Raw genomic sequence first — 26,480 nt, 5'->3', positions numbered from 1 at the left:
GTCGTGAGGGGAACCTCACGGCATCTCCTCCAGCGCCTTCTTCAGCCGCAGCAGCAGCGTCAGATCGGTCGGGTCGCCCGTCGGCACCGGCCCGGCGGCCCCCGCCCGCCCGTTCCCGGCGGGAGCTGCCACCGCGCCCGGCACCCGCCTGGGCAGCGCCTCCCCGTCGTCCGGACGGCGTTGCGCGGGCCGTACCGGATCCGGCGGGACGAGGAGGCCGGCGGCGGCCAGCCTCCTGACGGCCACCAGCACCGAGTAGCCCGACCGGCCCAGATGCCGGGCCAGCTCCAGCGGGGTCGCCTTGTGGTCGGCCCGTACGACGACCTCCCACTGCACCTGGCTGAGCGCCACCCCGTGCCCGGGCAGGCGCGGGACCGGCCGCACGGGCTGGGTGTCCACCTCCGGCGAGGGCCAGATGCCGGCCAGCTGCTCCCGGCGGCGGGCGGACTCCCGCACCAGCTCCTGGACGTCGAAGAACCACTGCCCGCCCAGCCAGTGCTCCTCGCCGGGCCGGAACTTCGGCCGCACGCCGGTCACCGGCAGCAGGAAGAAGGCGGCGTCCTGGACCACGCCGAGCACGGCGTACTGGAGCTCGGCCAGGGTGACCGGGCCGTCCTGGAGCAGCCGGGCGCGGCCGCCGTCGGCCTGCAGGGCGCGCAGGGCCGGCTCCGGCACCCGCCCCCTGGCCGCGAACAGCCGCTCGACGCCCGGCGTCTGGGCGCACTCCATGTACGTCACGCGCCCGTCCGACAGGTAGATCGTGCCGTTCCGGCCCACGCGGAGCGCCCCCGTCGCGCGTTCGCGGGCGAGTCCGGCGAGGAGTGAGTCGAGCGCGGCCATGGCTCAGGTGGTCAGCAGGTCGGAGATGGCCCGCAGGCGGTAACGGGCCAGGGCCAGGTTCGACCGTTCCGGGTCGAGGCGGACGTAGATGACCAGCGGCCCCTCGAAGACCGTCTCCAGCAGCCGGAGCAGGTGGTGCCCCCGGTCGGTGGTGACGAGCATGTCGTCGATGCGCACGATCTCGCCGGGACACGTCCGGGTCAGCCCGTCGGTCGTGGCGCGCAGCGCCTCGGTCAGCGCCGCGGCGGACCTGTCGGCGTCCACGCCGGACGCGCTGCTGAAGGCGACCGCCATGCCGCTCGTGCCGTCGACCAGCATGGCGTCGAGCGCGCCCGGTATCGACATGACCTCCGCCAGGCAGGTGTCCACTCCCAGCACCGCGAGCCTCCCTCCGTCGTGGGACGGGGAAAGCGTAGGGGGCCACAAGAGACCAGAAGGGAGGCGATTTACCGAGGGATACGTTTTTATACGGCCAGGACGAAGAAAAGCATCACTCGTGCGGAAATATGATCAATTCACGAGGTTTTTTCACGATGGCGGAGCATTTCGTGCACGTTCTCCTCGGCCCACCGCGCGACCACTGAGATCGGCGCGTGCAGCGAGCGGCCGAGGTCGGTCAGCGCGTACTCCACCCGCGGCGGTACCTCCGCGAAGACCTCGCGGGTGATCAGCCCGTCCAGCTCCATGGCCCGCAGCGTCTGGGTGAGCACCTTCGGCGTCACCCCGCCGATCCGCCCGCGCAGCACGGTGAAGCGCATCGGCCCGTCGCTGAGGCTGAGCAGCACCAGCACCGACCACTTGTCGCCGATCCGGTCGAGGACCAGCCGAGTCGGGCAGTTCGGGTCGAAGGCATCACCAGTATCCATAAGGTACTTATAGCACGATGAAGTAACCAGTATCCGTTGGATACTGTGCTTCTCATGAAGATCCTCGTGTTCGGCGCGACCGGAATGATCGGTCAGCGCATCGTCACCGAACTCACCGGCCGCGGCCACGACGTCACCGGTGTCAGCCGCCGCGGTCCCGTCAAGGGCGACGTCCACGACGCCGCCACACTCGCCGAGGGCTACGACGCCGTCGTCTGCGCCATCGCCCCGCCGCGTGACGGCACCGAGCCCGAGCCGCCGTTCCTGGCCGCCAACCGCGCCCTCATCGACGGCCTGCGCGCCGCCGGGGTGAGCCGGGTGCTGGTCGTGGGCGGCGCGGGCAGCCTCAAGGCCGGCCCGGACGTCGACCTGGTCGACACGCCCGGCTTCCCGGAGATCTACAAGAAGGAGGCCAGGGCCGCGCGGGCCGCGCTCGGGCTCTACCGGGAGGTGACCGACCTGGACTGGACCTACGTCTCACCGGCCGCCGAGATCGCGCCCGGCGAGCGCACCGGCGTCTACCGGATCGGCCGCGACGACCTGCTCAGCGACGCCGACGGCCGCAGCTTCATCACCGCCGAGGACTACGCGGTGGCGATCGCCGACGAGCTGGAGGAGCACGCCCACCCACGCACCCGCATCACGGTCGCCTACTGATCGTCCTCGTCCGGGTCGTCGGGTAACAGCGCCTTCTCGTCGGGCTTGTGCACCAGCACGTTGTCCACGTACGACTTCACCGCCGTGGCCAGCCCGACGTCGCCGCCCGCCGTCTCCGACAGGTACCAGCGGTGGTCGAGAATCTCGTGGAAGAGCTGCGCGGGCTCCAGCTTGCCGCGCAGCTCCGCGGGGATGTCGTCGACCGTCGGGTGGAACACCTCGGCCAGCCAGCGGTGGGCGACGATGGCCTCGTCCTCGTGGCGCAGGCCCTTGGCGACCCGGTAGCCGTCCAGATCGTTGAGCAGCCGCCGCGCCTGGTTCTCCTCCACGTCGAGCCCGGTCAGCCTGATCAGCCGGCGCTGGTGGTGGCCGGCGTCCACCACCTTCGGCCGGACGATCAGGCGGCCGGTGCCGACCTTGCGCCGCACCATCATCTCGGCGACGTCGAAGCCGAGCAGGTTCAGGCGGCGGATGCGCTGCTCCACGCGGTGCCAGTCGACCTCGTCGATGATCTCGCTGTCGGTGATCTCGGCCCACAGGCGGTGGTAGCGGGTGACGATGTCCTCGGCGGTCTCCATGGGGTCGATCGACGGGTGCAGCAGCCCGCCGGCCTCCAGGTCCAGCATCTCGCCGAAGATGTTGGTGTGGGCGACGTCGATGTCGGTCAGCCGCTGGCCCTCGCTGATCATCGGGTGCATCTCGCCGGTCTCGGCGTCCACCAGGTAGGCCGCGAAGGCGCCGGCGTCCCGGCGGAAGAGCGTGTTGGACAGCGAGCAGTCGCCCCAGTAGAAGCCGTTCAGGTGCAGGCGCACCAGCAGCACGGCGAGCGCGTCGAGCAGGCGGGTGAGCGTGTCGGGGCGCAGGGTGCCGGACATCACGGCCCGGTAGGGGAGCGAGAACTGCAGGTGCCGGGTGATCAGCGCGGCGTCCAGGCCCTCGTCGCGGCCGGTCACGTACGCCACGGGCTCGACGGCCGGGGCGTCCAGCCTGGCCAGGTCCCACAGGAGCTGGTACTCGCGCCTGGCGTACCGCTCGCTGATCTCCTTGATCGCGTAGACCTTGCCGGAGAGCCGGGCGAACCGCACCACATGGCGGGAGATGCCGCGCGGCAGATCGACCAGATGATGCTTGGGCCAGTCGGCCAGCGGGACGTCCCAGGGGAGCCGGATGAGGTCGGGGTCGCCTAGCGCGCCAGTGATCTGCAGGGGCATGAACGTCAGGATATGGTGCGTAGGTGGACGAGTTTCTCAACTGGTACTTTTCCGACCGTCCCGTCGTCGCCAGCCAATTGGGAGCCGACGGCTACGACCACACCCTCGGCGATTTCACCGCCTCCGCCTGGGAGAACAGAGCCCGGGAAGAGATCCGCTGGATCGACCGCCTCTCCGACGCCCCGGCCGACTCGCTCGACGACGCCATCGACAGAGACCTGGTCCTGTCCCAGCTGAGGGGCTCGGTCGCGCTCGAATCCTGGCCCGAGTGGCGGCGCAACCCGGGCCTGTACCTCTCGGCCGTCTTCGGGTCGCTGTTCAACGCCTTCCAGCAGCGGCTCAAGCCGGAGCCCGAACTGGTCGCCGCCGCGATCTCCCGCCTGGCCGAGGTGCCCGGCGTGCTGGCCGCCTGCCAGGCCAACCTGGACCCCGACCTCGCCGCGCCGCTGCTGGTCACGCGCGGGCTCAACCAGGCCCGTACGGGCCGCAACTTCCTCACCCGCACGCTCCCCGCGATGGTCGGCGACGAGACGCTGCGCGCCCGGCTGGCCGAGGCCGCCGGACCCGCCGCCGACGCGTTCGACGCGCTGGTGTCCTTCCTCGAAGGCTTCCAGTGCGGCGGCACCTGGCGGATGGGGGAGAAGCTCTACTCCACCCTGCTGCGCGAGCGCGAGATGCTCACGTACGGCGCCGCCGAGCTGCACCAGAAGGGCAGGGCCGCCTGGGCCGACCTGGACGCCCGGATGCGCCGGGTCGCCCTCGGCATGACCGGCGCCGAGGACTGGCGGGCCGCCATGGAGTCCCTCATGGACGACCACCCGCCGACCCTGGCGGACATGCGGGCCGAGTACGAGGCCGAGACCAGGCGGGCCCGCGAGTTCGTCCGCGAGCGCGGGCTGGTCACCTTCCCCGAGGGGGAGGAGTGCGAGGTCCTGCCCTCGGCCGAGTACGCCCGCCCGGTGCTGTACGTCGCCCACTACCTGGCGCCGCCGCCGCTCAGCAGCTCGCGCACGGGCATCTTCTTCGTCCCCTACACCCCCGACGACTTCACCGAGGAGCAGGTACGCCAGCGCCTGCGCACCAACGCGCGCGCCCAGATGCCCTCGATCGCCGTGCACGAGGCCTATCCCGGGCATCACTGGCACCTGTCGTACATGGCGGACAACCCGCGTACGGTCCGCAAGGTCTTCAGGACGCCGTACTTCACCGAGGGCTGGGCCCTGTACGTCGAGAAGGTGCTGCACGAGCAGGGCTACTTCGACACCCCCGCCACCGAGCTGGCCCACCTGGACTTCCGCCTCTTCCGCGCCGCCCGGATCATCGTGGACACCGCGCTGCACTGCGAGGACATGTCGATCGAGGAGGCCGAGACGTTCATGGCCACCCAGGCGTCGCTGTCGCCCGGCACCGCCCGGGGCGAGGTGAACCGCTACTGCGCCTGGCCGACGCAGGCGCCGTCGTACCTGACGGGGGCCATCGAGATCGACCGCATCCGGGAGTCGTTCACCGGGTCGCTGCGTGAGTTCCACGACCGGATCGCCGGCTCCGGCGGCCTGCCGCTGGGCCTGGCCGAACAGGCCGCGCTGGCCTGACCGGCCCGCTCGCGCTTCCCGGCTAGCTCGGGCGGCGCGGGAACGCCGGCGGGTTGGCCGCGCGGTCCACGACGGCGGCGAGCTGCTCGTCGGTCAGGACCGCCGGCCTGCCCACGGCCAGCCCGCGCACGTAGACCTCGCACAGCCACTCCAGCAGGCGGGTGGCCTCGAACGCCTGCTCCATCGTCGCCCCGATGGTCACCCCGCCGTGGTTGGCCATCAGGGCGGCCTGCTTGCCCTCCAGCGCCGCCCGCACGTTGGCGGCCAGCTCGGGCGTGCCGTAGGTGGCGTACTCGGCGACCTTGACCACGCCGCCCAGCAGCAGCGCGTTGTAGTGGACCGGCGGCAGCTCGGTCATCGTCGTGGCCACGACCGTCCCGAACACCGAATGCGTGTGCACGATCGCCTGAGTGCCCGTCGCCTGGTAGACCGCCAGGTGCATGGGGGTCTCCGACGACGGCTGCAGCTCGCCCTCGACCAGGTGGCCCGCCAGGTCCACGATCGGGCACGCCTCCGGCGTCAGCCGGTCGAGCGCCACGCCGGACGGGGTGACCGCCACCTGGTCGCCCCGGCGCACGCTCAGGTTGCCCGAGGTGCCGATGACCAGGCCCAGCTCGACGGCGCGCCTGCCGTAGTCGCACAACTGCTCGCGGAGGCTCATGGGTGGGCACAGTAGTCGGTCGTCCGAAATACTTCCAGCTCTGGCTTCTCTTTGTCAGAGGCGGTCGAGCGCCTGGAGCATGAGCCGTTCGAGGTCGACGCGGGTGAGCCGGCCCGGGTAGAGGAGCAGGTGCAGGCTGAGGCCGTCGACCAGGGCGAGCAGGTGCTCGGCGAGGTCGTCGAGGCTGCCGTCCGCGCGCACCTCGCCGGCCGCGCGGGCCTGGCCGAGCAGTTCCCGTACGGCGGCGCGCAGCTCGTCGGCCTCGGCCCGCTGGACCTCCGCCAGCCGGTCCGAGGCCAGGCTGCGGCTCCAGAAACTGACCTCCAGCCGGCTCTCCTGGGTGCGCTCGGCGTCCAGCGGCAGGTTGTCCAGCAGCAGCTCGCGCAGGGCGGCCAGGCCCGTGACGCCCTCCACCTTGCGCGTCAGCCGCTCCCTGATGCGCTGGTGCGACTGGCTCAGCGCCGACAGCAGGATCTCGTCCTTGTCGGCGAAGTAGTGCGCGAGCACGCCGTTGGAGTAGCCGGCCTCCTTGGCGATGGCCCTGGTGGTGGCGGCGTCGATGCCGTCCCTGACGATCACCCTGCGGGCCGCCGACAGGACCTCGGCCCTGCGCTCATCGTGATCGACGATCTTCGGCATCGGGATCCCCCTCTTCTCGCGGCGACTCCCACCATATTGACTTTTTATTCGGACGTCTGTCTATTTAGTCCATGACCGTCGCCACTGTCGGCGTGCACATCGTCGACATCCTCGCCAGGCCCGTCGAGCACATCCCCGAGGGCCAGGACACCGTACTCGTCGAGCAGATCCGCCTCACCGCCGCCGGCGCCGCCGCCGGAACGGCCGTGGACCTGGTCAAACTCGGCAACGACGTGATCACCATGGGCGCGATCGGGGACGACGAGCTCGGCGACTTCCTGATGGCCGTCCTCACCAAGCGCGGTGTGGACGCCTCCCGCCTGGTCCGCAGGGCCGGCGAGCAGACCGCCGCCTCGATCCTGCCCATCCGCCCCGACGGCGGCCGGCCCAGCTTCCACGTGCCCGGCGCCAACCTCGGCGTCACCCTCGCCGACCTGGACCCCGACGTCCTGCGCCGCGCCCGGGCGATCCACCTGGGCGGCATGGACGTCACCTTCGGCCTGGGCGACCCCGCCTTCTTCGCCCTCCTCGACGAGGTGCGCGCGGTCGGCACGATCGTCACGATGGACCTGCTGTCGGAGCTGCCCGACCTGCTCACGATGGCCCGCGCGTTCCTGCCCCACGTGGACTACGTGCTGCCCAACGAGTCGCAGGCGCTGCTCATGACCGGCGACCCCGACGTGGCCACCGCCGCGGCGACCCTGCTCGCCGACGGCCCCAAGGGCGTGCTGGTCACCCTCGGCGCGGCCGGCAGCCTCGTGCTGACCTCCGGCGGCGGGGCCGAGCGGGTGCCGGCGCTGGAGACGGAGGTCGCTGACACGACCGGGTGCGGCGACGCGTACTGCGCCGGCTTCCTGACCGGCCTGCTGCACGGCCGCGACGTCGTCGAGGCCGCCCGCTGGGGCACCGCCGCGGCGGCCCGCGTGGCCACCGGGCTCGGCTCCGACGCCGGCCTCACCGACCTCGAATCCACCCTAAGGACTCTCGCATGACTGACGCCGAACTCCGCGAGCGCGCGCTGAAGGTCGTCCCCGGCGGCATGTACGGGCACCTCAACGCGGCCATCTTCGCCCCCGGCTACCCCCAGTTCTTCCAGCGCGGCGAGGGCTGCCGCCAGTGGGACGTGGACGGACGCGAGTACATCGACCTCATGTGCAGCTGGGGGCCGGTCGTGCTCGGGCACCGGCACCCGCGCGTGGAGGAGGCCGCCGCGCGCCAGCTCGCGCTCGGCGACTGCCTCAACGGCCCAGGGCCGATCATGGTGGAGCTGGCCGAGCTGCTGGTCGACACCGTGCCGAGCGCCGACTGGGCGATGTTCTCCAAGAACGGCACCGACGCCACCACCCAGGCGCTCATGGTCGCCCGCGCCGCCACCGGGCGCACGAAGGTGCTGATGGCGCACGGCGCGTACCACGGCGCCGACCCCTGGTGCACGCCCTCGACCGCCGGCACCACCCCGAACGAGCGCGCCGACCTGGTCGAGTTCACCTACAACTCGCTGGAGTCCCTGGAGGCCGCCGCCGCCACCGTCGAGGGCGACGTCGCGGCGATCATCTGCACCCCCTTCAAGCACGACTCCTTCGAGGACCAGGAGCTGGTCGAACCCGCCTTCGCGCGCGGCGCCCGCGCCCTGGCCGACCGCCTCGGGGCGGCCCTGGTGATCGACGACGTGCGGGCCGGGTTCCGGATCGACCTGCGGGGGTCGTGGGAGCCGTACGGGGTGCGTCCCGACCTGACCGCCTGGTCCAAGGCCATGGCCAACGGCTACCCGATCGCCGCCGTCACCGGCACCGACGCCCTGCGCGGCGCCGCCCAGACGCTCTACACGACCGGCTCCTTCTGGTTCTCGGCCGTGGCGATGGCCGCCGCCAAGGCCACCATCGAGACCCTGCGCGACACGGACGGCATCGCCGCCATGGAACGCGCCGGCACCCAGCTCAGGGAGGGCCTGTACGCCCAGGCCAAGTCCCATGGCTTCGTCGTGAACCAGACCGGCCCAATGACCATCCCGTGGCTCAGCTTCGACGGCGACGCCGACCTGTCCACGGCCCTGTACTGGAGCGACGCCTGCCTGCGGCACGGGGTGTACCTGCACCCGTGGCACAACTGGTTCATGTCGGCGGCCCTGACGGAGCAGGACGTGGCCCGCGCCCTGGAGGCCACCGACCAAGCCTTCACCGAAACCCGCACCCACTTCGCCTAGTGGCCGGTCGGCGCTGAAGGCTGGCCCACCCGTGGGCTGGTTACCGGGTGGGCCTGCTGGATCCCGCCCGGTCGGCGCCTTCTGCGCCTGTGGTTGGCCTGCCCGCGGGCTGGTTACCGGGTGGGTCTACGGGAACCCACCCGGACGGCTCCTTCGGCACGTGGGGAAGGGCCGCCTGTTGCCTGGTTGCGAGGGGACGCATTGACCCTCGGCCCGGAGGCTGCGGCGCCTTGGCATCTATGGCGAGCCCGTTCTCTCGTCCGGGTACCAGCGGGCCCCGGAAGTCCAGATGCGGTCGCCTTTGAAGGCCCCAGACCGTCCGGCCCTCCGCGCGGGACCCATCCCGCGCACCGCTCCCAGTGGCGGAGGAGACCTGGACGAACGAGGCCGCGATGCCCTCCTGGACCGTGGTCACGCTGGGCGCTCGCCGTGTGACAATGAGTGTCATGCCATCCCCCCGACATGACGCCCCCAGACAGATGGTCGCCGACCGGTCCCAACTGGCGGTGGAGATCCTGCGTGACCTCATGGGCGTGCAGCCGTATCTGCGGCTTCGGCGTACACAGAAGGGATCATGATGTCCGCCGATTGGCCGGGCCACAGCCGCTTCGCCCACCAACACTTCGGCAGGGGCCACGCAGTGGGCCACGCGGAGGGCCACGCGGAGGGCAGTCACGAGACCGCACGGAGAATCGTGCTGTATCTGCTGGACGCGCGTGGAATCGATGTCCCCGAGGACGTTCGCGTGCGCGTCGATGCCTGTACCGACGTCGATCTGCTCATGCACTGGACCGTTCGCGCGAGCAGTGTTCAGTCCGCCCGCGACCTGTTCGACGATTCGGACGGCTGACGCACTTGGCGCCGGGTACTCAGGTGCACCCGGTTCAGGTTCTGATCGTCCTGTCTCGTTCACGGCAATCGGCGTTCGAGAGGAGACCATGGCGTCCATCAACTGGCCGGTCTACCGTCCTTGCGTTCGCGAGGCGTACAAGCAGCGCCGCACGGTGGCTGACTGGGCGCCCGAATGGATGCTCGGCTTGCTGGCCTTCATGGCGGGCTACAAGGAGGGCTACGGAGAGAACTACAAGGAGGAATACGAGGATCACGCTCGGCTGGCGGGCATGAAGTGTGTGCTCAAGTGCCTGCTGACCGAGCGTGGGATCGAGGTGCCGGACGACGTCCGTGAGCGGATCGATGCCTGTACCGAGGTCGACCACCTCGTGGCCTGGACCGTCCGCGCCAACGCCGGACGATCTCTTCAGCAGATCTTCTCCTGACGACCGGGATCACGGCCGGGCGACGGGCGGCGGCGTGATCCTGTAGAGCCCATCGCGGGAACCGGAGGCCGGGACGGCCAGGACGAGGGCGGTCGCCGGGAACAGCGGGGACGGCAGCCCGTCGTACGCGAACCACTGCCATGAGCGGAAGACGTGCGGTTCGGTCACCGCCGGAGCGTCGGCGCCCCGGAGCATGGCGACCGCCGCCGTCACCCGTACGGCTCCCTCCGGGTGGTCCAGGGCCACGCCGGTGACGACCGGCGGTCCGGCGTCGCGGATGCCGGTCTCCTCGGCCAGTTCGCGGACGGCCGCCGCCTCGAAGGTCTCGCCGGGCTCCACCGCCCCGCCGGGCAGGCACCACGACAGGGGCTCGCCCGCCTTCACCCGCTCGCCGAGCAGCACGCGCCCGTCCGGGTCCGTGAGCAGCACGCCGACGCCTACGATGCGATTCACCGTCAAAACCGACTCCTCCCGCCAAGGGCTGTAATGCTGCCAAAAATCCGGACATGGGGTGAGTGTTGTTGATGCTCACGTAAGGAGACCGGATGGGAGCCGATCCCGAGAGCCGGTTCGAGGAGATCTATGCATTCTCCTACAGACCCCTGCTCGGTTACGCGCTGCGCCGCTGCCCCGACCCAGACGACGCGGCCGATGTCGTGGCCGAGACGTTCATGATCGCGTGGCGGCGCATCGAGGAGGTGCCGAGCGGGGAGGAGGCCCGGCTCTGGCTGTACGGCGTGGCCAGGAAGGTGCTGGCCAACCACCGGCGCGGTGAGCGCCGCCACGAGCGGCGCACCGAGGCGTTACGGGCGGAACTGGCCGCCGCGCCCGTGGTCGCCGGGCCGTCCGTCGAGGACCTGTCGCCGCTGGCCCGGGCGTTCAAGACGCTTTCCGACGACGACCGGGAGCTGCTCGCCCTGGTCGCCTGGGAGAGGCTGGACACGGGCCAGATCGCCACCGCCCTCGGCATCACCCGCAACGCCGTACGGGTCCGCCTGTACCGGGCCCGTCGGCGCTTCGCCCGCCGCCTGACCGAGGCCGGGGTCGAGCGCACACAGGCCGTCGCCCTCGAAGGGAGCCCGTTGTGAACATCCCGGATCCCGCGAGCGGGCGCGACAGGGAGCCCGTTGTGAACAGCACAGATCCCGCGAGGGGGCGCGACAAGGAGTCCGTTGTGAACGTCGCCGATCCCGCGCGCAGGCGCGGCAAGGAGCTCGTTGTGAACATCGCCGATCTCGCCCGGGTGCGCGACGAGGAGCTGGCGGGCGTGCCCGCCGGGCAGGCGTCCGGCGCGGGGGCGCGGACGCTCATGAAGTCGATCACGTCCGAGCCGATCACGTCCGAGCCGATCACGTCCGAGCCGATCACCGCCGAGGGGCGCGGGCCCGTCGTGCGCCCGCACCGCAGGGCGCCGCGCAAGATGTTCCTGCTGGGGGCGGTGGCGGCCGGGCTGGCCGCCGTGCTCGCCGTCACGCTGCCGATCTTCGGCCCGGTCACCGAGTACGCCAACGCCGCCGTCACCGTCAAGACCGGCGACGACTACATCGACGTCGTCATCACCGACCCCGAGGCGGAGGCGGCGGCCTACACCGAGGCGTTCAGGGCCGTCGGCCTGGACGCCACGGTGAAGAAGATCCCGGTCGCGCCCGAGTACGCGGGCATGCTGTTCGGCCCCGCCACCCCAGGGAACTTCCCACCGGGGACCGGCGTGACCGTTCGCAATGTCGAGAGCTGCGCGTCGGTGTGGTGCGGCACGATCTCCATGCCGACCGGGTACCGGGGGAAGGTCATCTTCGGGATCGGCCGCCCGGCCGAGCCCGGCGAACGGTACGCCGCCGCCGCGCCGAGCACGGTGGGCATCGCCGCTGACGGCGTGGCGGGCGTCAAGCTCGTGGGCAAGCCCGTCTCGCACGCCAGGGCCGAGCTGTCGCGCCGCGGCCTCAAGATCGAGTACGAGGTGATGTGGTCGAACCCCGACGGCAGCGGCAGCGGTTACGAAGTGGCCGCGGAGCACGTCAAGGACGACTGGATCGTCGACAGCGCCATCAAGGTCGCCTCGGACACGGTCCAGGTGACCGCCGTGGCCTCCGCCGACGTCCCCAAGGACTCCCTTCCGCGGGCCACCAGCCCGCACAACGGCTGGGCCCGTCCCTGACTCCGGCGAACCCCGGCACCGGCCTCGGCGGTGTCTAGGCGCCTTCGAGGGGTGCCGGGGTTTCCCCGTCCGTCCGGGCCGTGGATTCCGCGGCCGCCCAGGTGAAAATGCCCTTCGCCATCAATGACTGTTCGCCGGCCGCCCGGGCGGCGAAAACCTGGGCCCTGACCCGGTGTACTCCCGAGTCGTCAGGAGCGGCCAGCGCGGCCATTTCCGCGAGATGTCCGGCGAGCCGCTCGTCGCCTTCGGAAAGGGCTTTGAGCGCCGCGTCGGCGAGCGCGTGCGGCCCGCCCGCGAGTTCCGCCACGGATTTGGCCAGCACCGCCTCGGGGGCCGGTTTGAGATGGGCCGGGTTGCCGTCGTACCAGCCGCCGTAAAGGCGCCAGAGATTGCGTACGACGAATTCCGGCTCGTCATAGCGGGCCCGCAGATAGGGCCGGTCGGAATGGCGCTGGGAGGGTTTCACCGAATGCACGATCTCGTCGAGCCGGGCGCCCGCGTTGAGCAGGTCGAGCGTCTGCGTGATGATCGACTCCAGCCATTCGGCCGTCTCCAGCAGCGCCTGCCGCACGCGGTCGGCGCCGAAGACGGGCGCGCCGTGGCTGGGCAGCATGATCTCGGCGTCGAGGGCCGCCATCCGGCGCAGCGCGTGCACCCACTCGCGCGGGTAACGCTGCACCTTCTGGGGGTTGCCGCAGTTGGGGGTCACCCAGATGAACAGGTCGCCGGGCAGCAGCAACCGGTGCTCGCGCACGTAGCCGACGGTGGCGTCATCGGTCTCGCCCTTGGCGTGCAGCAGGTCGAAGGTCAGCCCGCCGCGCCGTACGGTCAGCGCGTCGGTGTAGGTGACGTCGGGCCGCCGGTAGTCGGCGGGCCAGCGCAGGCGGGTGTTCTGGAACTGCCGCTGGTTGATCACCGTGTTGTAACCATTTGTCAGCACGTAGCGGTCGAACCGATCGATCACCGCCTGATGGGCGTAGACCGTGGCCCGAGGGCCCGACTCCTCGAACGGTCCCGTGCCGAAGACGTGGTCGATGTGTCCGTGTGAGTAGAACGCGGTGGTCAGCGGCGCCCGGGACCAGCGCCGGACGTCCTCGTGCAGGCGGGCGGCGGCCCACGGCCCGCCGGTGTCGAAGAGCAGCAGCTCGCCCTCGGTCTCGAAGGCGATCGCGTTGCCGAACCCGGCCCACCAGCCCACGCCTTCCGTCACGGTCTGGACGCCCTTGCCCTCCATGCCGGTGTCCACGATGCTGTCGTCAGACTCGCCGCGCCACACCCGGTCCGCGTACTCGATAATCATGTGACCCACCCTGCTTCTAGAACGTCGTTCTAGGCAAGGGATCACGGCAAGGTCACGTCTCGATTGCGCCCCCTTGACGCGTGTCGGCGGGCGTTCGTACGTTCGGGCAAACGTTTAGGAAACTTTCCTAACTGAATCCTCTTCGGGAGCCCCCATGACCCACCCGGGCGAGATCACTCGGCGTCAGCTGCTCCGCCGCATCGGCCTGACCGCGCTCGTGGCCGGGCCCGGCGCGAGCCTGCTGAGCGCCTGCGCGACCAGCGGCGGTGGCGGCGACCAGCCCTCGGCGGCGCCCGCCACGTCGATCGCGGCGTCGGCGGATCCCAAGAACCCCTTCGGCGTCGACGTCAAGAAGCCGCTCGAAGTGGTCATCTTCAGCGGCGGCTACGGCGACTCCTACGCCAAGGACCTGCACGAAGAGCTGTACAAGAAGGCCCACGCCGGCGTCACGGTCAAGCACACCGCCACCCAGCAGATCGGCACCCAGCTCCGGCCGCGCATCGTCGGCAACGACATGCCCGACGTGATCAACAACTCCGGCCCCGAGGCGCTCGACCTGGCCGCGCTGGCCGCCGAGGGCCACCTCGCCGACCTGACCCCGCTCTACGACGCGCCCTCCTTCGACGACCCGTCCAAGAAGGTCCGCGACACGATCACGCCCCTCGTGCTGCAGAACGGCAAGCTCGACGGCAAGGACCTGGTGCTCAACTACACCGTCTCCCACCGGGCGCTGTGGTACAACGCCAAGCTGTTCGCCGCCAAGGGCTGGAGCGTGCCGAAGACCTGGGCCGAGTTCACCGCGCTCGGCGAGACGGCCAAGAAGGAAGGCGTCGTGCTCTTCGCCTACCCCGGCAAGAAGGGCCCGTACTACCAGCTCTGGAACGTCCTCTACACGGCCGCCAAGATCGGCGGCAACCAGGTCATCATCGACATCGACAACCTCGTCGACAACGCCTGGAAGAGCGAGGCGGTCAAGCAGGCGGTCACCGCCTGGCTGGACGTCCAGCAGAAGTACGGCGACAAGGCGTACCTGGGCCTCGACCACACCCAGACCCAGGTCAAGCAGCTGCAGAACAAGGTGCTGTTCTACCCGTGCGGCTCCTGGCTCGAGAACGAGATGACCAAGGACATCCCGCTCGACTTCGAGTACGCCCTGGCCCCCATCCCCGACGTCACCGCCTCCGACAAGATGCCGTACGGCGCGATCCAGGTCGGCGTGGGCGAGAACTTCGTCGTCGCGGCGAAGGGCAAGAACCCGCAGGGCGGCCTGGAGTACCTGCGGATCATGTTGTCGAAGGAGGGCGCGGCGGGCTTCACCAAGAAGACCAACAACCTCACGGTGGTGACCGGCGCCGCCGACAGCTCCGAGTTCCCGCCCGGCCTGGTCAGCGCCGCCAAGGCGCAGGAGGCGGCCGGCGAGAACATCATCACCGACGCCCGGTTCGAGGGCTGGTACAAGGAGCTGTTCGACTACGGCTGGGAGCAGACCAACGTCCTGATGTCCGGCCGCATCACCCCCGACGAGTTCTGCGAGCGCATGCAGAAGAAGGCCGACGACGTCAAGAAGGACGACTCCGTCACCAAGCAGACGCGGAGCGCCTGAGCACATGGAGCGGTTGCGCAAGTACGGATTCGTCATCGGGTTCCTGGCCGTCCCGGTCACGCTTTACACGGTCTTCGTGATCAGCCCATATGTGCAGGCTTTCCAGCTCTCGCTGACGAGCTGGAACGGCGTCAGCTCGGTCGTCCGATACGTGGGGCTGGACAATTTCGGCCGGTTGTTCGAGGACGACAATTTCTGGCAGGCCCTGCGCAATCACGGAATTCTCCTGCTGGTGCTGCCGCTCCTGACGATCGTCATCGCATTGTTCCTGTCGTTCCTGCTGAATCTCGGCGGCGGCACCCGCGGCGCGGGAATGCGCGGGGTGTGGGGGTCGAATTTCTACCGGGTGGTGTTCTTCTTCCCCCAGGTTCTCGCCGTGGCCGTGGTCGGCGTGCTGTTCCAGGCCATCTACCGTCCCGACGAGGACGGTGTGATCAACGGCACGCTGGCCAGGCTCGGGCTGTCCGAGCCGATCGGCTGGCTCACCGAGCCGGGCCTCGCGCTCTGGTCGATCATCGCGGTGATGGTGTGGCAGGCGGTCGGCTTCTACGTGGTGCTGTTCTCCGCGGGCATGGCCGCCATCCCCAAGGACTACTTCGAGGCCGCCTCGATCGACGGGGCCGGCCGGGTGCGGCTGTTCTTCTCCATCACGCTGCCGCTGCTGCGCGACACCCTCCAGGTCGGCTGGATCTACCTGGGGATCGCCGCCTTCGACGGCTTCGCGCTGATCCAGGTGCTGGCGGGCGACCGGGGCGAGCCCGACGGGGCCACCACCATCCTGCCCATCACCATCTACAAGACTGCCTTCGACTACCACAAGGTCGGCTACGCCTCGGCGATGGGCGTGGTGCTGTTCTTCCTGACCGTGACGTTCGCCGTGCTGACGCTCCGCACGACCAGGCGTGAAAGGGTTGAGCTCTGATGGCTTCGCGTGGAGCGGGCAGGCCGCGGCCCGGCGTGCTGAGCGGGCTCTCCCATGTCGCCCTGGCCGTCTGGGCCCTGCTGATCATCCTGCCGCTGTTGTGGACGTTCCTGGCCTCGTTCAAGAGCAACACCGAGATCTTCGGCGACCCGCTCCAGCTCCCGGGGGCGCTGCGGCTGGACGCCTGGGGCAGGGCCTGGGACAAGGCGCACGTCGGGCAGTACATGCTCAACACGGTCATCGTCGTGTTCTTCGGCACGGCGGGCACGATGTTGTTCGGCTCGATGGCGGCGTACGTGCTGGCCCGCTACAAGTTCCTCGGCGGCAAGCTGATCTACTACTACTTCGTCGCCGGGCTCGCCTTCCCCATCTTCCTGGCGCTCGGGCCGCTGTTCTTCGTCGTCAAGCAGTTCGGGCTGCTCGACTCGCACATCGGCCTGATCATCGTCTACATCGCGTACTCGCTGCCCTTCACGATCTTCTTCCTGGCCGCGTTCTTCCGCACCCTGCCCGAGGCGGTCGCCGAGGCGGCGCTGATCGACGGCGCCTCGCACACCAGGACGTTCTTCCAGATCATGGTGCCGATGGCCAAGCCCGGCCTGGTCAGCATCACGATCTTCAACGTGCTGGGGCAGTGGAACCAGTACCTGCTGCCGCTGGCGCTCATGGGCGGCGCGCCGGACAAGTGGCCGCTCACGCTCGGCATCGCCAGGATCTCCACCAGGGCCGGTTACGAGGCGGACTGGCCGGGCCTGTTCGCCGCGCTGAGCATGACGATCCTGCCGGTGATGGTGGTCTACATCATCTTCCAGCGGCAGATCCAGTCCGGGCTCAGCTCGGGGGCGCTGAAGTGAGTTTCGCCGAACACGGCGTGTAGCCGTACGGCTACTCGTTAGAGTGAGGGACCTTTCGCCAGCACACCCGGAGGGTCCCTCATGCGCGTGCCCGCACTCCTGCTCGTCCTGTTCACGGCCGCCGCCTGCGCCGGGCCGCCGGCGCCGCTCCAGGAGGTCACCAAGCCGAGCCCGCCGGGCGTGCCGGAGCTGAGCGGCGGCGGTGAGTTCACCTCCGGCGACACCGCGGCGATCGCCTACGACCGCCGCCTGGCCCCCGAGGGCGCGCAGGCCAGTCTCACGGCCGAGTCCACCGGCGGCGAGACCCGCACCTCGCTGGTCGTGGAGGGCTTCCTGCCCCGCCACCACTACGGCGCCCACCTGCACACCGCGCCCTGCGGCGCCGACCCCGACGCCGCGGGCGGCCACTACCAGCACAATCCCGGCCACGCCGACCCGGCCAGCGAGATCTGGCTCGACGTCACCACCGACGGGTCGGGCGCGGGCCGTTCGACGGCCCGCCATCCCTGGAGCCTCGACCCCGCCGCCCTGCCGAAGTCGCTGGTCATCCACGCCAAGGCCACGAAGAAGAGCGGCGCCCACGCGGGCGAGGCGGGCCCTCGGGTGGCCTGCCTGACGCTGCACTAGCCGAAAGGCGTGCATAATTACACAATTACATATTGTGGAGGTCCCGCGTTGACTAGCCGCCAGTGGCAGCCGCCCCGTTTACGGTTGTTCGAGCAGGTGCACCGCCGGGCCACCTGGCTGGAGCTACTCTACGACCTCGTCTTCGTCGTCGCGGTCGCCGAGCTGGCCGACGTGCTCGCCGGCGGGGCCGACGCCGGTCGCGTCCTCACCTTCGTCGGCCTGTTCGTGCCGGTCTGGTGGTCCTGGGCGGGTTACGTCTTCTACGCCAACCGGTTCGACACCGACGACGTCAGCCATCGCCTGCTCGCGCTGCCGCAGATCCTCGCGGTGGCCACGATGGCGGCCAGTGTCAGCGACATCGAGCAACGTTCGGCCCTGTTCGCGATCTCCTACGCCGCGGCCCGGATCCTGCTGGTCGTCGCCTACCTCAGAGCCGGCCGGCACGTCCCCGAGGCCAGACCGCTCACCGTGCGGTACGCGGCCGGGTTCAGCGTCGCCGCGGTCATCTGGCTGGCCTCCCTCGCCGTCGATCCGCCGCAGCGGTACGCCTTGTGGGCCGTGGCGCTGGTGATCGACCTGGCCACCCCGCTGCTCAGCCGCGGCCACCAGAGCCGGCTCCCGCCGCAGAGCGAGCACCTGCCGGAGCGGTTCGGGCTGTTCGTCGTGATCGTGCTCGGCGAGGTGGTCGCCGCCGTGGTCACCGGGCTCAAGGGGCACGAGGTCACCCCGTCCGTGCTGCTGGTCGCGCTGGCCGGGGTGGCCATCGCGATGGCCTTCTGGTGGCTGTACTTCGACCACGTCGACGAGTCCGTCGTGCTGCGCACCAAGCTGGCCGGGCAGGTGTGGGTGTACTCGCACCTGCCGCTGTCGATGGGCCTGGTGGCGTTCGGCATCGGGATCGAGCACGCGATCATGCACCCGTCGGGGGCGAGCTGGGCCGTCGGGGTGCCGGCCGCCGTGGTCTTCGCCGTGCTCGGCCTTCAGCATCTGTGCTCGGCCGACCGCCGGGCGGGGGCCGTCCGGCTGGCCGCCGCCGCGCTCGCCCTCGCCTCCTCCGCACTGCCCGTCGCGGCGGCGCTCCCGCTCCTGCTGTTGTACGGCGCCGCGCAGGTGGGCCACGACCTGCTGCGCCCCTCCCCGGAAGGCACACCATGACCCAGGAAGCGACCCAGGACGTGTTCGACCGCCAGCTCGCCGCCATCGCCGACGGCGACCTGGCGGCGCTGCTCGCCCAGTACCACGACGAGGCGGTGGTCGTCCGGTTCGACCGGGCGGCCAGGGGCGCCGCGGAGATCCGCGAGCTGTTCACCGCCTACCTGGCGGCCGGGCCGCGGGTGGAGGAGATCACGTCGCTGCGCGTCGAGGACGACGTGATCTTCTACAACGCGGTCATGACCGTGGGCGGGAACCGGGTCACCACGTTCGGGACGCTGGTCGTCAGGGACGGCAGGATCTGGCGCCAGACCGCCGCCGCCCTGCCGCTCACCTGATCGCCGCCGCCATCGGCTGCCAGGGCGCGGCGTCGAAGATCAACATGATGGTCCGGATCCGCCCGTCCGGACCGAGTTCGAAGTGCTCGGCGGTGCGCTGCGTGCCGGCCGGTGTGGCGGTGTGCAGGTCGTAGACGAGGGTCGCCTCCGACTCGCCGTACAGCTCGCTGATCAGGTCGACGCCGGTGACCACGCTCACCAGGGCCTCGATGCCGGCCAGGTGGCCGGCGGGGTCGGAGGAGGAGACGAACGGGCTCCTGAACGAGAAGTCCTCGCCGATCAACGCCGCCGCGGCCGGCACGTCGCCGCGGAGCCTGGCCTCGTGGTAGGCCCTGACCACTTCGCGGGTGCCCGTCATCGTCCCTCCAGGTGTGCCGCGAGCCGCTGCTGGTTGTCGGCCAGCCGCAGGCACAGGTGCCGCAGCGCGGTCAGGTCCGCGGCCGAGAAGCCCTGGAACATCGCCCGCATCGCCATCTGCGACGGCGTGCGGAACGCCTCGATCCACGCCCGGCCCTCGTCGGTGATCACGGCCAGCACCGAGCGCCGGTCGCGGCTGTCCTGGACCCGGCGCGCCAGGCCGTCGCGCTCCAGGGTGTCGACCAGGCCGGTCACGTTGCGCGAGCTGACCCCGGCGGCCTGGGCCAGGTCGCCGATGCTGATGCCGGCGCCGGCGCCCGCCGCGCCGAGGCGCAGCAGGACGTCCATCGCGCCCGAGCTGAGCCCGCGGCCCTCGCTGCCGTGCGCGCGCATGCGCTCGACCGCCTGGTACGCCGTCCGCACGGCGGCGGCCGCCTCGAAGGCCGCGGTGTCGCCGCCGCCGGCGAACTCGCTCATGGCCGCCCTGGCCCGCGGGTCGAAGAGGGAGCCGTCCGGCTCCTGGTCAAATTTATGTACGTCCTTCACAATGAATGTCTACCAGAAAACGTGAAGGCCCGTGCGGAACGCACGGGCCTTCACGGCAGGACGGTCAGGAGTGGGCGTGCTCGGCCGGGATCGTGCCGAGGCGGCCCGCCTGGAAGTCCTCGAACGCCTGGACCAGCTCGGCGCGGGTGTTCATGACGAACGGGCCGTGGTGGGCCACCGGCTCACCGATCGGCTCGCCGCCCAGCACGATCACGTCGAGGGTGTCCTTGGCCTCGATCGTGATGGTCTCGCCCAGGGTGGTCAGGCCCGGCCGGTTGCCGAAGCCGTCGAAGACCGCGAGCTGGCCGCCGTGCAGCGGACGCCGCTCGGCGCCGACCGTGCCGCGGCCGGAGAGGGCGTACACCAGGGCGTTGTAATCCTTGCGCCAGGGCAGGGTCAGCCGCGCGCCCGGGGTGATGGTGGCGTGCAGCAGCGTGATTGGCGTCTGCGTGCTGCCCGGACCGCGGTTCCCGGCCAGCTCGCCGGCGATCAGCCGGACCAGCGCGCCGCCGTCGTGGCTGCTCAGCAGCGCGACGCTGGACCGCCCGATGTCCTGGTACTTCGGCGCGATCATCTTCTTGGCGCCCGGCAGGTTGACCCAGAGCTGGATGCCGTGGAACAGCCCGCCCTTCTGCACGAGCCACTCCGGCGGCGCCTCCTTGTGCAGGATGCCGGAGGCGGCCGTCATCCACTGGGTGTCGCCGTTGCTGATCGTGCCGCCGCCGCCGTTGGAGTCGAGGTGCTCCATGACGCCGTCGATCATGTACGTGACGGTCTCGAAGCCGCGGTGCGGATGCCAGGGCGTGCCCTTGGGCTCACCGGCGGCGTAGTCGATCTCGCCCATCTGGTCCATCATCACGAACGGGTCGAGGTATTCGAGCTTGATCGCCGCCAGGGCGCGGCGCACGGGGAAGCCCTCGCCCTCGAACCCGCTGGGCGCGGTCTCGACGGCGAGCACCTTCCGCTCGGGGACCCCCGCCACGGGCGCGGGCACGCGGGGGAGGGTGAGCGGGTTCTCAACGGTAACGGCGGGCATGTCGCGCTCCTTCCAGCGGGATCTGCCCCATGCAACCAAGTTGAGATTTCAACTATTCCATCGCGTCACGGGATGCGGGACATCATCCGTTCCATGCCGTTGATCCAATTGTCGCGCAGCGCCTGGACGGCCTTGGCCGGCTCGTCGGCCAGCAGGAACTCGGCGATGCGGCGGTGCTCGGCGGCCTCGCGCTCCAGGGGCGCGTCGTCACCGGCGATCAGGTGGGCGTAGCGGCGCATGCCGGCCTTGACGCTGGTGATGAGGTCGAGCAGGCGCTCGTTGCGGCAGCCGCTCAGCAGCAGGTCGTGCCACTCGTCGTCGTGGCGCTCGATGACCTGCTGCTCGGCCACGTTGTCGGGGAAGTCCTGGGCCAGCTTGAGCAGGTCGGGGGCGATCGAGCGCAGGTGGGCCGGGTCGGAGCAGTCGAGGGCCAGCGACTCCAGGGCGGCCACGATCTCGCACAGCTCGCGGAACTCGCGCCGGCTCACCGGGGCGAACCGGAAACCGCGCCCCTGGTTGCTCTCCAGCACGCCCTCGCCCGCCAGCGTGATCAGCGCCTCGCGCAGGGGAGTGCGGCTGACGCCCAGGTCGGCGGCGAGGGAGGCCTCGTTGATGTCCGTGCCGGCGGCGAAGTCGCCCCGGTCGAGCCGGCTCAGCAGCTCTTCCCTGATCTGCTCACGCAACGGTCGCCGCTCGATCGGCATGGGGGACTCCCTCTCGTTCAGGACAACCGAATCTTAACCCTTGACGTGATGCAAAATACTGCACTATGAATTCGGCATACAAAATATTACATTGCATGATCGAGGAGTTCGAGTGGGGCTGACCCGGATACCGGGGCTGCTGTTCGGCGGGGACTACAACCCCGAGCAGTGGCCGGAGGAGGTGTGGGCCGAGGACGCGCGGCTCATGGCCGAGGCCGGGGTCAACATGGCGACCGTCGCGGTGTTCTCCTGGTCGCGCCTGGAGCCCGAGCGCGGGGTCTACGACTTCGGATGGCTCGACCGGGTCATCGACCTGCTGCACGAGCACGGCATCGCCGCCGACCTGGCCACCGCGACCGCGACGCCGCCGCCGTGGCTGGTGCGCGAGCACCCCGAGATGCTGCCGGTCAACGCCGACGGCGTGCGGCTGGAGTTCGGCTCCCGGCAGGGCTACTGCCCGAGCTCGCCGGTCTACCGCGAGCACGCCGTACGGCTGGCCACCGCGATGGCCGAGCGCTACGGCGACCACCCGGCGCTGGCCATGTGGCACATCGGCAACGAGTACGCCGACCACACGCTGGAGTGCTTCTGCCCCGAGTCCGCCGCCCACTTCCGCCGCTGGCTGGAAGAGCGGTACGCGACCGTCGGCGGCCTCAACGCCGCCTGGGGCACCTCCTGCTGGGGCCAGCACTACACGTCCTTCGGCCAGGTCGAGCCGCCCAGGACGGCCCCGGGCCCGGTCAACCCCGCCCAACTGCTCGACTGGCGGCGCTTCTGCAGCGACGCCCTCCTGGAGCTGTTCCTGGCCGAGAAGGCGGCGCTGCGCGCGATCACGCCGGACGTCCCGGTCACCACGAACTTCATGAGCATCCTGCACGGCCTCGACTACTGGAAGTGGGCCGCGGCCGAGGACCTGGTGAGCGACGACGCCTACCCCGACCCGGCCGACCCCACCTCGCACGTGCAGGTGGCGCTCAGCTACGACCTCATGCGCTCGCTGCGGCAGGGGCCCTGGCTGCTGCTGGAGTCCGCGCCGTCCGCGGTGTCCTGGCGCGAGGTGAACGTCCCCAAGCCGCCCGGCATGATGCGCCTGCACAGCCTCCAGGCGCTCGCCCACGGCTCCGACGGCGTGATGTTCTTCCAGTGGCGCCAGGCCAAGTACGGCCCCGAGAAGTTCCACTCGGCGATGCTGCCGCACGGCGGGACGCGTACCCGCGGCTGGCGGGACACCCTGGCGCTCGGCGCCGACCTGCGGCGGTTGTCGGAGGTCGCGGGCAGTGACACCCGCGCCCAGGTCGCGCTGGTGCTCGACTGGCCGAGCTGGTGGGCCCTGGAGGCCCCCGAGTCCATGCCGTCCAACCGGCTCAGGCTCAAGGAGCTGCTGCTCGCCTGGTACGCCCCGCTGCACGCCCGGGGCATCGCGGTCGACCTCGTGCCGCCCGGCCGGGACCTGTCGCCGTACGAGCTGGTCATCGCGCCGAACCTGTACATGTGCACCGCCGAGCAGGCCAAGGCGCTGGAGGCGTACCGAGGCAGGCTCGTCGTGGGCCCGTTCAGCGGCGTCGTGGACGAGAGCGACCAGGTGCACGAGGGCGGCGCGCCCGGCCCGCTGGGCGACCTGCTCGGCATCGCCGTGGAGGAGTTCTGGCCGCTCGCCGACGGGGACGTCCAGCGCACCGGCCTCGGCGAGGCCCGCACCTGGGCCGAGTGGATCAGGTTGGAAGGCGCCGAGCCCGTCGCCCTGTTCGAGGGCGGCGACCTGGACGGCCTGCCCGCCGTCACCCGCAAGGGCACGGCCACCTACGTCGGCTGCCTGCTCGACGACGTGACGCCGGTGCTGGAGCCGCTGCTGGACGGCATCGACCGCATCGACGTGCCGCAGGGCGTGGAGGCCGTCAGGAGGGGCGGCCACCTGTTCCTCCTCAACCACACCACCGCCCCGCAGCCGGTCACGCTCCCGCACCCGGGGACGGACCTGCTCACCGGGGCCGAACTGCGGGGCGGCATCGAGCTGGCCCCGCGCGACGCCGTCGTGCTCAGGATCGAAGGAGACAAGTGACGCACCCGTACATACCCAACGCCGAGCCGGGCGTACGAGCCGAGATGCTCGCGGCGGTCGGCGCGTCGAGCGTCGATGAGTTCTACGCCGACATCCCCTCGGAGCTGCGGCTCGACCGGCCCCTCGACCTGCCGGCGCCGTTCACCGCCGAGCGCGACCTGGTGCGCCACATGAAGGGGCTGTTCGCCCGGAACACCGACACCGAGGAGGCGCTCAGCTTCCTCGGCCACGGCTGCTACCCGCACCACGTGCCCGCCGTCTGCGACGAGGTCAACTCCAGGAGCGAGTTCCTGACCGCGTACGCGGGCGAGCCGTACGAGGACCACGGCCGCTTCCAGGCCCTGTTCGAGTACGTCAGCATGATGGGCGAGTTGCTGGAGATGGACGTCGTCAACGTCCCCACCTACGACGGCTTCCAGGCCTCGGGCACCGCGCTGCGCATGGCCTGCCGCTACACCAAGCGGTCGAAGGTGCTGGTCACCGGGGCGATCGGCGCCGACAAGCTGAGCAAGCTGCGTGACTTCCTGGCCCCCGACATCACCATCGAGCTGGCCCCGGTGGCCGAGGACGGGCAGATCGGCGAGGTCGCGCTCGACGACTCCTACGCCGCCCTGTACCTGGAGACCCCGAACGTCTACGGCGTCGTCGAGACCCGTGGCCGGGAGCTGGCCGACCACGCGCACGCCGCCGGCGCGCTGCTGGTCGTCAGCGCCGACCCCATCTCCCTGGGCGTGCTGGCCCCGCCGGCCTCCTACGGCGCCGACATCGTCTGCGGCGACATCCAGTCGCTCGGCATCCACCAGAACTACGGCGGCGGCCACGCCGGCTACATCGCCACCCAGGACCACGAGCCGCTGGTCGCCGAGTTCCCCTCGCGCCTGTTCGGCATCGCGCCGACGAAGGTCCCCGGCGAGTACGGCTTCGGCGACGTCTTCTACGACCGCACCTCCTTCGCCCTGCGCGAAGAGGGCAAGGAATGGGTGGGCACGGCCGCCGCCCTGTGGGGCATCACGGCCGGGGTCTACCTCGCGCTCATGGGCCCGCAGGGCATGAAGGAGCTCGGCGAGACCGTCCTGGCCCGCACCCGGTACGCGATGGACGCCCTGGGCCGGTCGGTCACCGTCCGGCACGCGGGCTCGGTGCACTTCCGCGAGTTCGCGATCGAGGTGGCCGACTCCGCGTCGCTGCTCGCCGCGCTGCGCGAGCGCGGCATCTACGGCGGCGTCCCGCTGGACGAGCGCACGGTGCTGGTCTGCGTGACCGAACGCCACACCATCGACGACATCGACCGGCTCGCGGCAGCCGTACAGGAGGTTGTGCAGGCATGAGCGGGCACGGAGCCGAGTCCTTCGCGGAACTGCCGGTGGCGCCCAAGCCGCCGCTGCGCCGCTTCCACCAGGCACGCTGGGACGAGCCGATCATCTTCGAGCTGTCCAGCCCCGGCCGCCGCGGCATAGCCGTGCCCGAGCCGGGCGCGCCGAAGGTCGAGCTGCCCGAGGGCGTCGGGCGGGCCACCCCGCCGAAGCTGCCCGAGATGGCGCAGCCGCACGTGGTACGGCACTACCTGCGGCTGTCGCAGGAGAACCTGGGCGTCGACCTCAACATCGACATCGGCCAGGGCACCTGCACGATGAAGTACAGCCCGAAGGTCAACGACCAGTTCGCCAACGCGATCGCCGAGCTGCACCCGCTGCAGCACGAGGACACCGTGCAGGGCGTGCTGGAGGTCTACTGGCGGCTGGAGCGCATGCTGGCCGAGATCTCCGGCATGTCGCGGGTGTCGCTCCAGCCCGGCTCGGGCTCGGCGGCGATCTACGCCAACATCGCCATGATCAGGGCCTACCACGCCGCCCGCGGCGAGAGCCACCGGGACCAGGTCATCACCACGATGTTCTCGCACCCCTCGAACGCGGCCTGCGCCAAGGTCGCCGGGTACGAGGTCATCACCCTCATGCCGGACGCCAACGGCCTGCCCGACATCGAGGCCCTGCGCGCCGCCGTCGGCCCGCGCACGGCCGCCCTGATGATCACCAACCCCGAGGACACCGGCATCTACAACTCCCGGATCAAGGAGTTCGTGGACCTGGTGCACGAGGTCGGCGGCCTGGCCTGCTACGACCAGGCCAACGCCAACGGCATCCTCGGCATCACCAGGGCCCGCGACGCCGGGTTCGACCTGTGCCACTTCAACCTGCACAAGACGTTCTCCACGCCGCACGCCTGCGGCGGCCCGGCGGCCGGCGCCTGCGGCGTCTCGCCGGAGCTGGAGCCGTTCCTGCCCGGCCCGGTCGTCTCCTTCGACGGCGACTCCTACGGGCTGGAGACGCCCGCGCAGAGCGTCGGCAAGATCCGGCCGTTCCTCGGCGTCACCCCGAACATCGTGCGCGCCTACGCCTGGATCATGACCCTGGGCGCGAAGGGGCTGCGCGAGGTGGCCGAGACATCGGCGCTGAACAACAACTACCTGATGCACAAGGTGCTGCAGATCCCCGGGGCCTCGGCGCCGTGGAACCAGCGCCGGATCGAGCAGGTCCGCTACTCCTGGCAGGAGCTGTCGGAGGAGACGGGGGTGCACTCGGAGGAGATCGGCGTGCGCGCCGCCGACTTCGGCGTCCACTACTGGACCAGCCACCACCCGTACCTGGTGCCGGAGCCGTTCACGCTGGAGCCGACGGAGTCGTACTCGCGGGAGGACCTGGACGAGTACGCGGCGATCCTGGAGCACGTCGCCTCGGAGGCGCGGCGGGATCCGGAGTTCGTCAAGGGCGCGCCGTACAACCAGACGATCCACAAGATCGACCCGACGCCGCTCGACGACCCCAAGCAGTGGGCGCCGACCTGGCGGGCGTACGTGCGCAAGCACCTGGCCGCGGGCGGCTGA

At 70.6% G+C, this 26,480-nt stretch carries 29 protein-coding genes; 17 read left to right on the top strand and 12 right to left on the bottom strand.

What is annotated here, in order from left to right; genetic code table 11:
- Window positions 1-15: 15 nt before the first annotated feature.
- The 3 genes from AB0J46_RS12180 to AB0J46_RS12170 all read right to left on the bottom strand — a co-directional run bounded on the left by AB0J46_RS12180 (window position 16) and on the right by AB0J46_RS12170 (window position 1,706).
- Window positions 16-840 carry a DUF4388 domain-containing protein gene (locus AB0J46_RS12180; RefSeq protein ID WP_364330014.1) on the bottom strand — a complete coding sequence of 275 codons (825 nt, stop codon included), beginning with the start codon at window positions 838-840 and terminating at the stop codon, window positions 16-18.
- 3 nt (window positions 841-843) lie between these two features.
- Window positions 844-1,218 carry a roadblock/LC7 domain-containing protein gene (locus tag AB0J46_RS12175; RefSeq protein ID WP_352352017.1) on the bottom strand — a complete coding sequence of 125 codons (375 nt, stop codon included), beginning with the start codon at window positions 1,216-1,218 and terminating at the stop codon, window positions 844-846.
- Between the two features lie 137 nt (window positions 1,219-1,355).
- Window positions 1,356-1,706 carry a helix-turn-helix domain-containing protein gene (locus AB0J46_RS12170; protein WP_358288175.1) on the bottom strand — a complete coding sequence of 117 codons (351 nt, stop codon included), beginning with the start codon at window positions 1,704-1,706 and terminating at the stop codon, window positions 1,356-1,358.
- A gap of 54 nt (window positions 1,707-1,760) precedes the next feature.
- On the opposite strand from AB0J46_RS12170, the gene AB0J46_RS12165 reads away from it, so the two are divergent.
- Window positions 1,761-2,363, top strand: a complete 603-nt coding sequence (locus tag AB0J46_RS12165) for an NAD(P)H-binding protein (RefSeq protein WP_364330010.1) — start codon at window positions 1,761-1,763, stop codon at window positions 2,361-2,363.
- On the opposite strand, the gene AB0J46_RS12160 is transcribed toward AB0J46_RS12165, so the two are convergent.
- The gene (locus tag AB0J46_RS12160) at window positions 2,357-3,574 is read right to left on the bottom strand and encodes a DUF4032 domain-containing protein (RefSeq protein ID WP_358288171.1); all 1,218 of its coding nucleotides are present in this window, start codon (window positions 3,572-3,574) and stop codon (window positions 2,357-2,359) included. The two genes, AB0J46_RS12165 and AB0J46_RS12160, sit on opposite strands and share 7 nt — an antisense overlap.
- A 23-nt stretch (window positions 3,575-3,597) precedes the next feature.
- Between AB0J46_RS12160 and AB0J46_RS12155 the strand changes: the two genes are divergently transcribed.
- Complete coding sequence (locus AB0J46_RS12155) at window positions 3,598-5,166, top strand: DUF885 domain-containing protein (RefSeq protein ID WP_364330007.1); 1,569 nt, start codon at window positions 3,598-3,600, stop codon at window positions 5,164-5,166.
- A 22-nt stretch (window positions 5,167-5,188) separates the two neighbouring features.
- Here the strand turns inward: AB0J46_RS12155 and AB0J46_RS12150 are convergent, their stop codons facing one another.
- The gene (locus AB0J46_RS12150) at window positions 5,189-5,827 is read right to left on the bottom strand and encodes a class II aldolase/adducin family protein (RefSeq protein WP_364330004.1); all 639 of its coding nucleotides are present in this window, start codon (window positions 5,825-5,827) and stop codon (window positions 5,189-5,191) included.
- Between the two features lie 54 nt (window positions 5,828-5,881).
- Entirely contained in the window at window positions 5,882-6,466 is a 585-nt protein-coding gene (locus AB0J46_RS12145) for a TetR/AcrR family transcriptional regulator (protein WP_357998699.1), read from the bottom strand.
- 71 nt (window positions 6,467-6,537) lie between these two features.
- On the opposite strand from AB0J46_RS12145, the gene AB0J46_RS12140 reads away from it, so the two are divergent.
- From AB0J46_RS12140 to AB0J46_RS12125, 4 genes are all read left to right on the top strand, one after another.
- Window positions 6,538-7,458, top strand: a complete 921-nt coding sequence (locus tag AB0J46_RS12140; protein WP_364330001.1) for a carbohydrate kinase family protein — start codon at window positions 6,538-6,540, stop codon at window positions 7,456-7,458.
- Window positions 7,455-8,669, top strand: a complete 1,215-nt coding sequence (locus AB0J46_RS12135; protein ID WP_364329998.1) for an aminotransferase class III-fold pyridoxal phosphate-dependent enzyme — start codon at window positions 7,455-7,457, stop codon at window positions 8,667-8,669. The genes AB0J46_RS12140 and AB0J46_RS12135 overlap by 4 nt, the downstream gene beginning before the upstream one ends.
- 694 nt (window positions 8,670-9,363) lie before the next feature.
- Window positions 9,364-9,519, top strand: coding sequence for a hypothetical protein (locus tag AB0J46_RS12130; protein ID WP_364329995.1), 156 nt, complete (start codon window positions 9,364-9,366; stop codon window positions 9,517-9,519).
- Between the two features lie 88 nt (window positions 9,520-9,607).
- On the top strand, window positions 9,608-9,946 hold the full coding sequence (locus tag AB0J46_RS12125) for a hypothetical protein (RefSeq protein ID WP_364329992.1): 339 nt from the start codon (window positions 9,608-9,610) through the stop codon (window positions 9,944-9,946).
- 9 nt (window positions 9,947-9,955) lie between these two features.
- On the opposite strand, the gene AB0J46_RS12120 is transcribed toward AB0J46_RS12125, so the two are convergent.
- Window positions 9,956-10,399 (bottom strand): NUDIX domain-containing protein, encoded by a 444-nt coding sequence (locus tag AB0J46_RS12120; RefSeq protein ID WP_364329989.1) that lies wholly within the window; start codon window positions 10,397-10,399, stop codon window positions 9,956-9,958.
- 92 nt (window positions 10,400-10,491) lie between these two features.
- Here AB0J46_RS12120 and AB0J46_RS12115 point away from each other — a divergent pair, with 92 nt between their 5' ends.
- Both AB0J46_RS12115 and AB0J46_RS12110 read left to right on the top strand, forming a co-directional pair.
- Window positions 10,492-11,034 (top strand): sigma-70 family RNA polymerase sigma factor, encoded by a 543-nt coding sequence (locus AB0J46_RS12115; protein WP_364329986.1) that lies wholly within the window; start codon window positions 10,492-10,494, stop codon window positions 11,032-11,034.
- Between the two features lie 86 nt (window positions 11,035-11,120).
- Window positions 11,121-12,101, top strand: a complete 981-nt coding sequence (locus AB0J46_RS12110) for a hypothetical protein (protein WP_364329983.1) — start codon at window positions 11,121-11,123, stop codon at window positions 12,099-12,101.
- A 34-nt stretch (window positions 12,102-12,135) separates the two neighbouring features.
- Here AB0J46_RS12110 and AB0J46_RS12105 read toward each other — a convergent pair whose 3' ends face one another.
- Window positions 12,136-13,401: an alkyl sulfatase dimerization domain-containing protein gene (locus AB0J46_RS12105; RefSeq protein WP_364329980.1), complete on the bottom strand. Its 1,266-nt coding sequence runs from the start codon at window positions 13,399-13,401 to the stop codon at window positions 12,136-12,138.
- A 154-nt stretch (window positions 13,402-13,555) separates the two neighbouring features.
- Between AB0J46_RS12105 and ngcE the strand changes: the two genes are divergently transcribed.
- The 6 genes from ngcE (at window position 13,556) to AB0J46_RS12075 (ending at window position 18,897) form a co-directional block, all read left to right on the top strand.
- Entirely contained in the window at window positions 13,556-15,004 is a 1,449-nt protein-coding gene (gene ngcE / locus AB0J46_RS12100) for an N-acetylglucosamine/diacetylchitobiose ABC transporter substrate-binding protein (protein WP_358288139.1), read from the top strand.
- A 4-nt stretch (window positions 15,005-15,008) separates the two neighbouring features.
- Entirely contained in the window at window positions 15,009-15,926 is a 918-nt protein-coding gene (locus AB0J46_RS12095; RefSeq protein ID WP_352352001.1) for a sugar ABC transporter permease, read from the top strand.
- Window positions 15,926-16,780 carry a carbohydrate ABC transporter permease gene (locus AB0J46_RS12090; RefSeq protein ID WP_352326101.1) on the top strand — a complete coding sequence of 285 codons (855 nt, stop codon included), beginning with the start codon at window positions 15,926-15,928 and terminating at the stop codon, window positions 16,778-16,780. Before AB0J46_RS12095 ends, AB0J46_RS12090 begins: the two co-directional genes overlap by 1 nt.
- Before the next feature lie 81 nt (window positions 16,781-16,861).
- A complete protein-coding gene (locus AB0J46_RS12085) occupies window positions 16,862-17,407 on the top strand; it encodes a superoxide dismutase family protein (RefSeq protein WP_364329975.1) in 546 nt (181 codons plus the stop codon).
- Between the two features lie 48 nt (window positions 17,408-17,455).
- Complete coding sequence (locus tag AB0J46_RS12080) at window positions 17,456-18,562, top strand: low temperature requirement protein A (RefSeq protein ID WP_364329972.1); 1,107 nt, start codon at window positions 17,456-17,458, stop codon at window positions 18,560-18,562.
- Window positions 18,559-18,897 carry a nuclear transport factor 2 family protein gene (locus tag AB0J46_RS12075; protein ID WP_364329969.1) on the top strand — a complete coding sequence of 113 codons (339 nt, stop codon included), beginning with the start codon at window positions 18,559-18,561 and terminating at the stop codon, window positions 18,895-18,897. Before AB0J46_RS12080 ends, AB0J46_RS12075 begins: the two co-directional genes overlap by 4 nt.
- Here AB0J46_RS12075 and AB0J46_RS12070 read toward each other — a convergent pair.
- From AB0J46_RS12070 to AB0J46_RS12055, 4 genes are all read right to left on the bottom strand, one after another.
- Window positions 18,890-19,255: a hypothetical protein gene (locus tag AB0J46_RS12070; protein ID WP_364329966.1), complete on the bottom strand. Its 366-nt coding sequence runs from the start codon at window positions 19,253-19,255 to the stop codon at window positions 18,890-18,892. The genes AB0J46_RS12075 and AB0J46_RS12070 overlap by 8 nt on opposite strands.
- Window positions 19,252-19,800 (bottom strand): MarR family transcriptional regulator, encoded by a 549-nt coding sequence (locus AB0J46_RS12065; RefSeq protein WP_364329963.1) that lies wholly within the window; start codon window positions 19,798-19,800, stop codon window positions 19,252-19,254. The genes AB0J46_RS12070 and AB0J46_RS12065 overlap by 4 nt, the downstream gene beginning before the upstream one ends.
- A 64-nt stretch (window positions 19,801-19,864) precedes the next feature.
- Window positions 19,865-20,836, bottom strand: coding sequence for a pirin family protein (locus AB0J46_RS12060; RefSeq protein WP_364329960.1), 972 nt, complete (start codon window positions 20,834-20,836; stop codon window positions 19,865-19,867).
- Window positions 20,837-20,901: 65 nt separating this feature from the next.
- Entirely contained in the window at window positions 20,902-21,540 is a 639-nt protein-coding gene (locus tag AB0J46_RS12055) for a GntR family transcriptional regulator (RefSeq protein WP_352326109.1), read from the bottom strand.
- 112 nt (window positions 21,541-21,652) lie between these two features.
- Between AB0J46_RS12055 and AB0J46_RS12050 the strand changes: the two genes are divergently transcribed.
- The 3 genes from AB0J46_RS12050 to gcvPB are packed head-to-tail and all read left to right on the top strand — an operon-like array spanning window position 21,653 to window position 26,480.
- Window positions 21,653-23,599: a beta-galactosidase gene (locus tag AB0J46_RS12050; protein ID WP_364329956.1), complete on the top strand. Its 1,947-nt coding sequence runs from the start codon at window positions 21,653-21,655 to the stop codon at window positions 23,597-23,599.
- Window positions 23,596-24,927, top strand: coding sequence for an aminomethyl-transferring glycine dehydrogenase subunit GcvPA (gene gcvPA, locus AB0J46_RS12045; RefSeq protein WP_364329953.1), 1,332 nt, complete (start codon window positions 23,596-23,598; stop codon window positions 24,925-24,927). The genes AB0J46_RS12050 and gcvPA overlap by 4 nt, the downstream gene beginning before the upstream one ends.
- Window positions 24,924-26,480: an aminomethyl-transferring glycine dehydrogenase subunit GcvPB gene (gcvPB, locus tag AB0J46_RS12040; RefSeq protein WP_364329951.1), complete on the top strand. Its 1,557-nt coding sequence runs from the start codon at window positions 24,924-24,926 to the stop codon at window positions 26,478-26,480. Before gcvPA ends, gcvPB begins: the two co-directional genes overlap by 4 nt.

The organism is Nonomuraea sp. NPDC049758 (assembly GCF_040674635.1).
Taxonomy (GTDB): Bacteria; Actinomycetota; Actinomycetes; order Streptosporangiales; family Streptosporangiaceae; genus Nonomuraea.
Note: the sequence above shows the minus strand (reverse complement) of the source record. Positions and strands in the feature narration are given on the sequence as shown.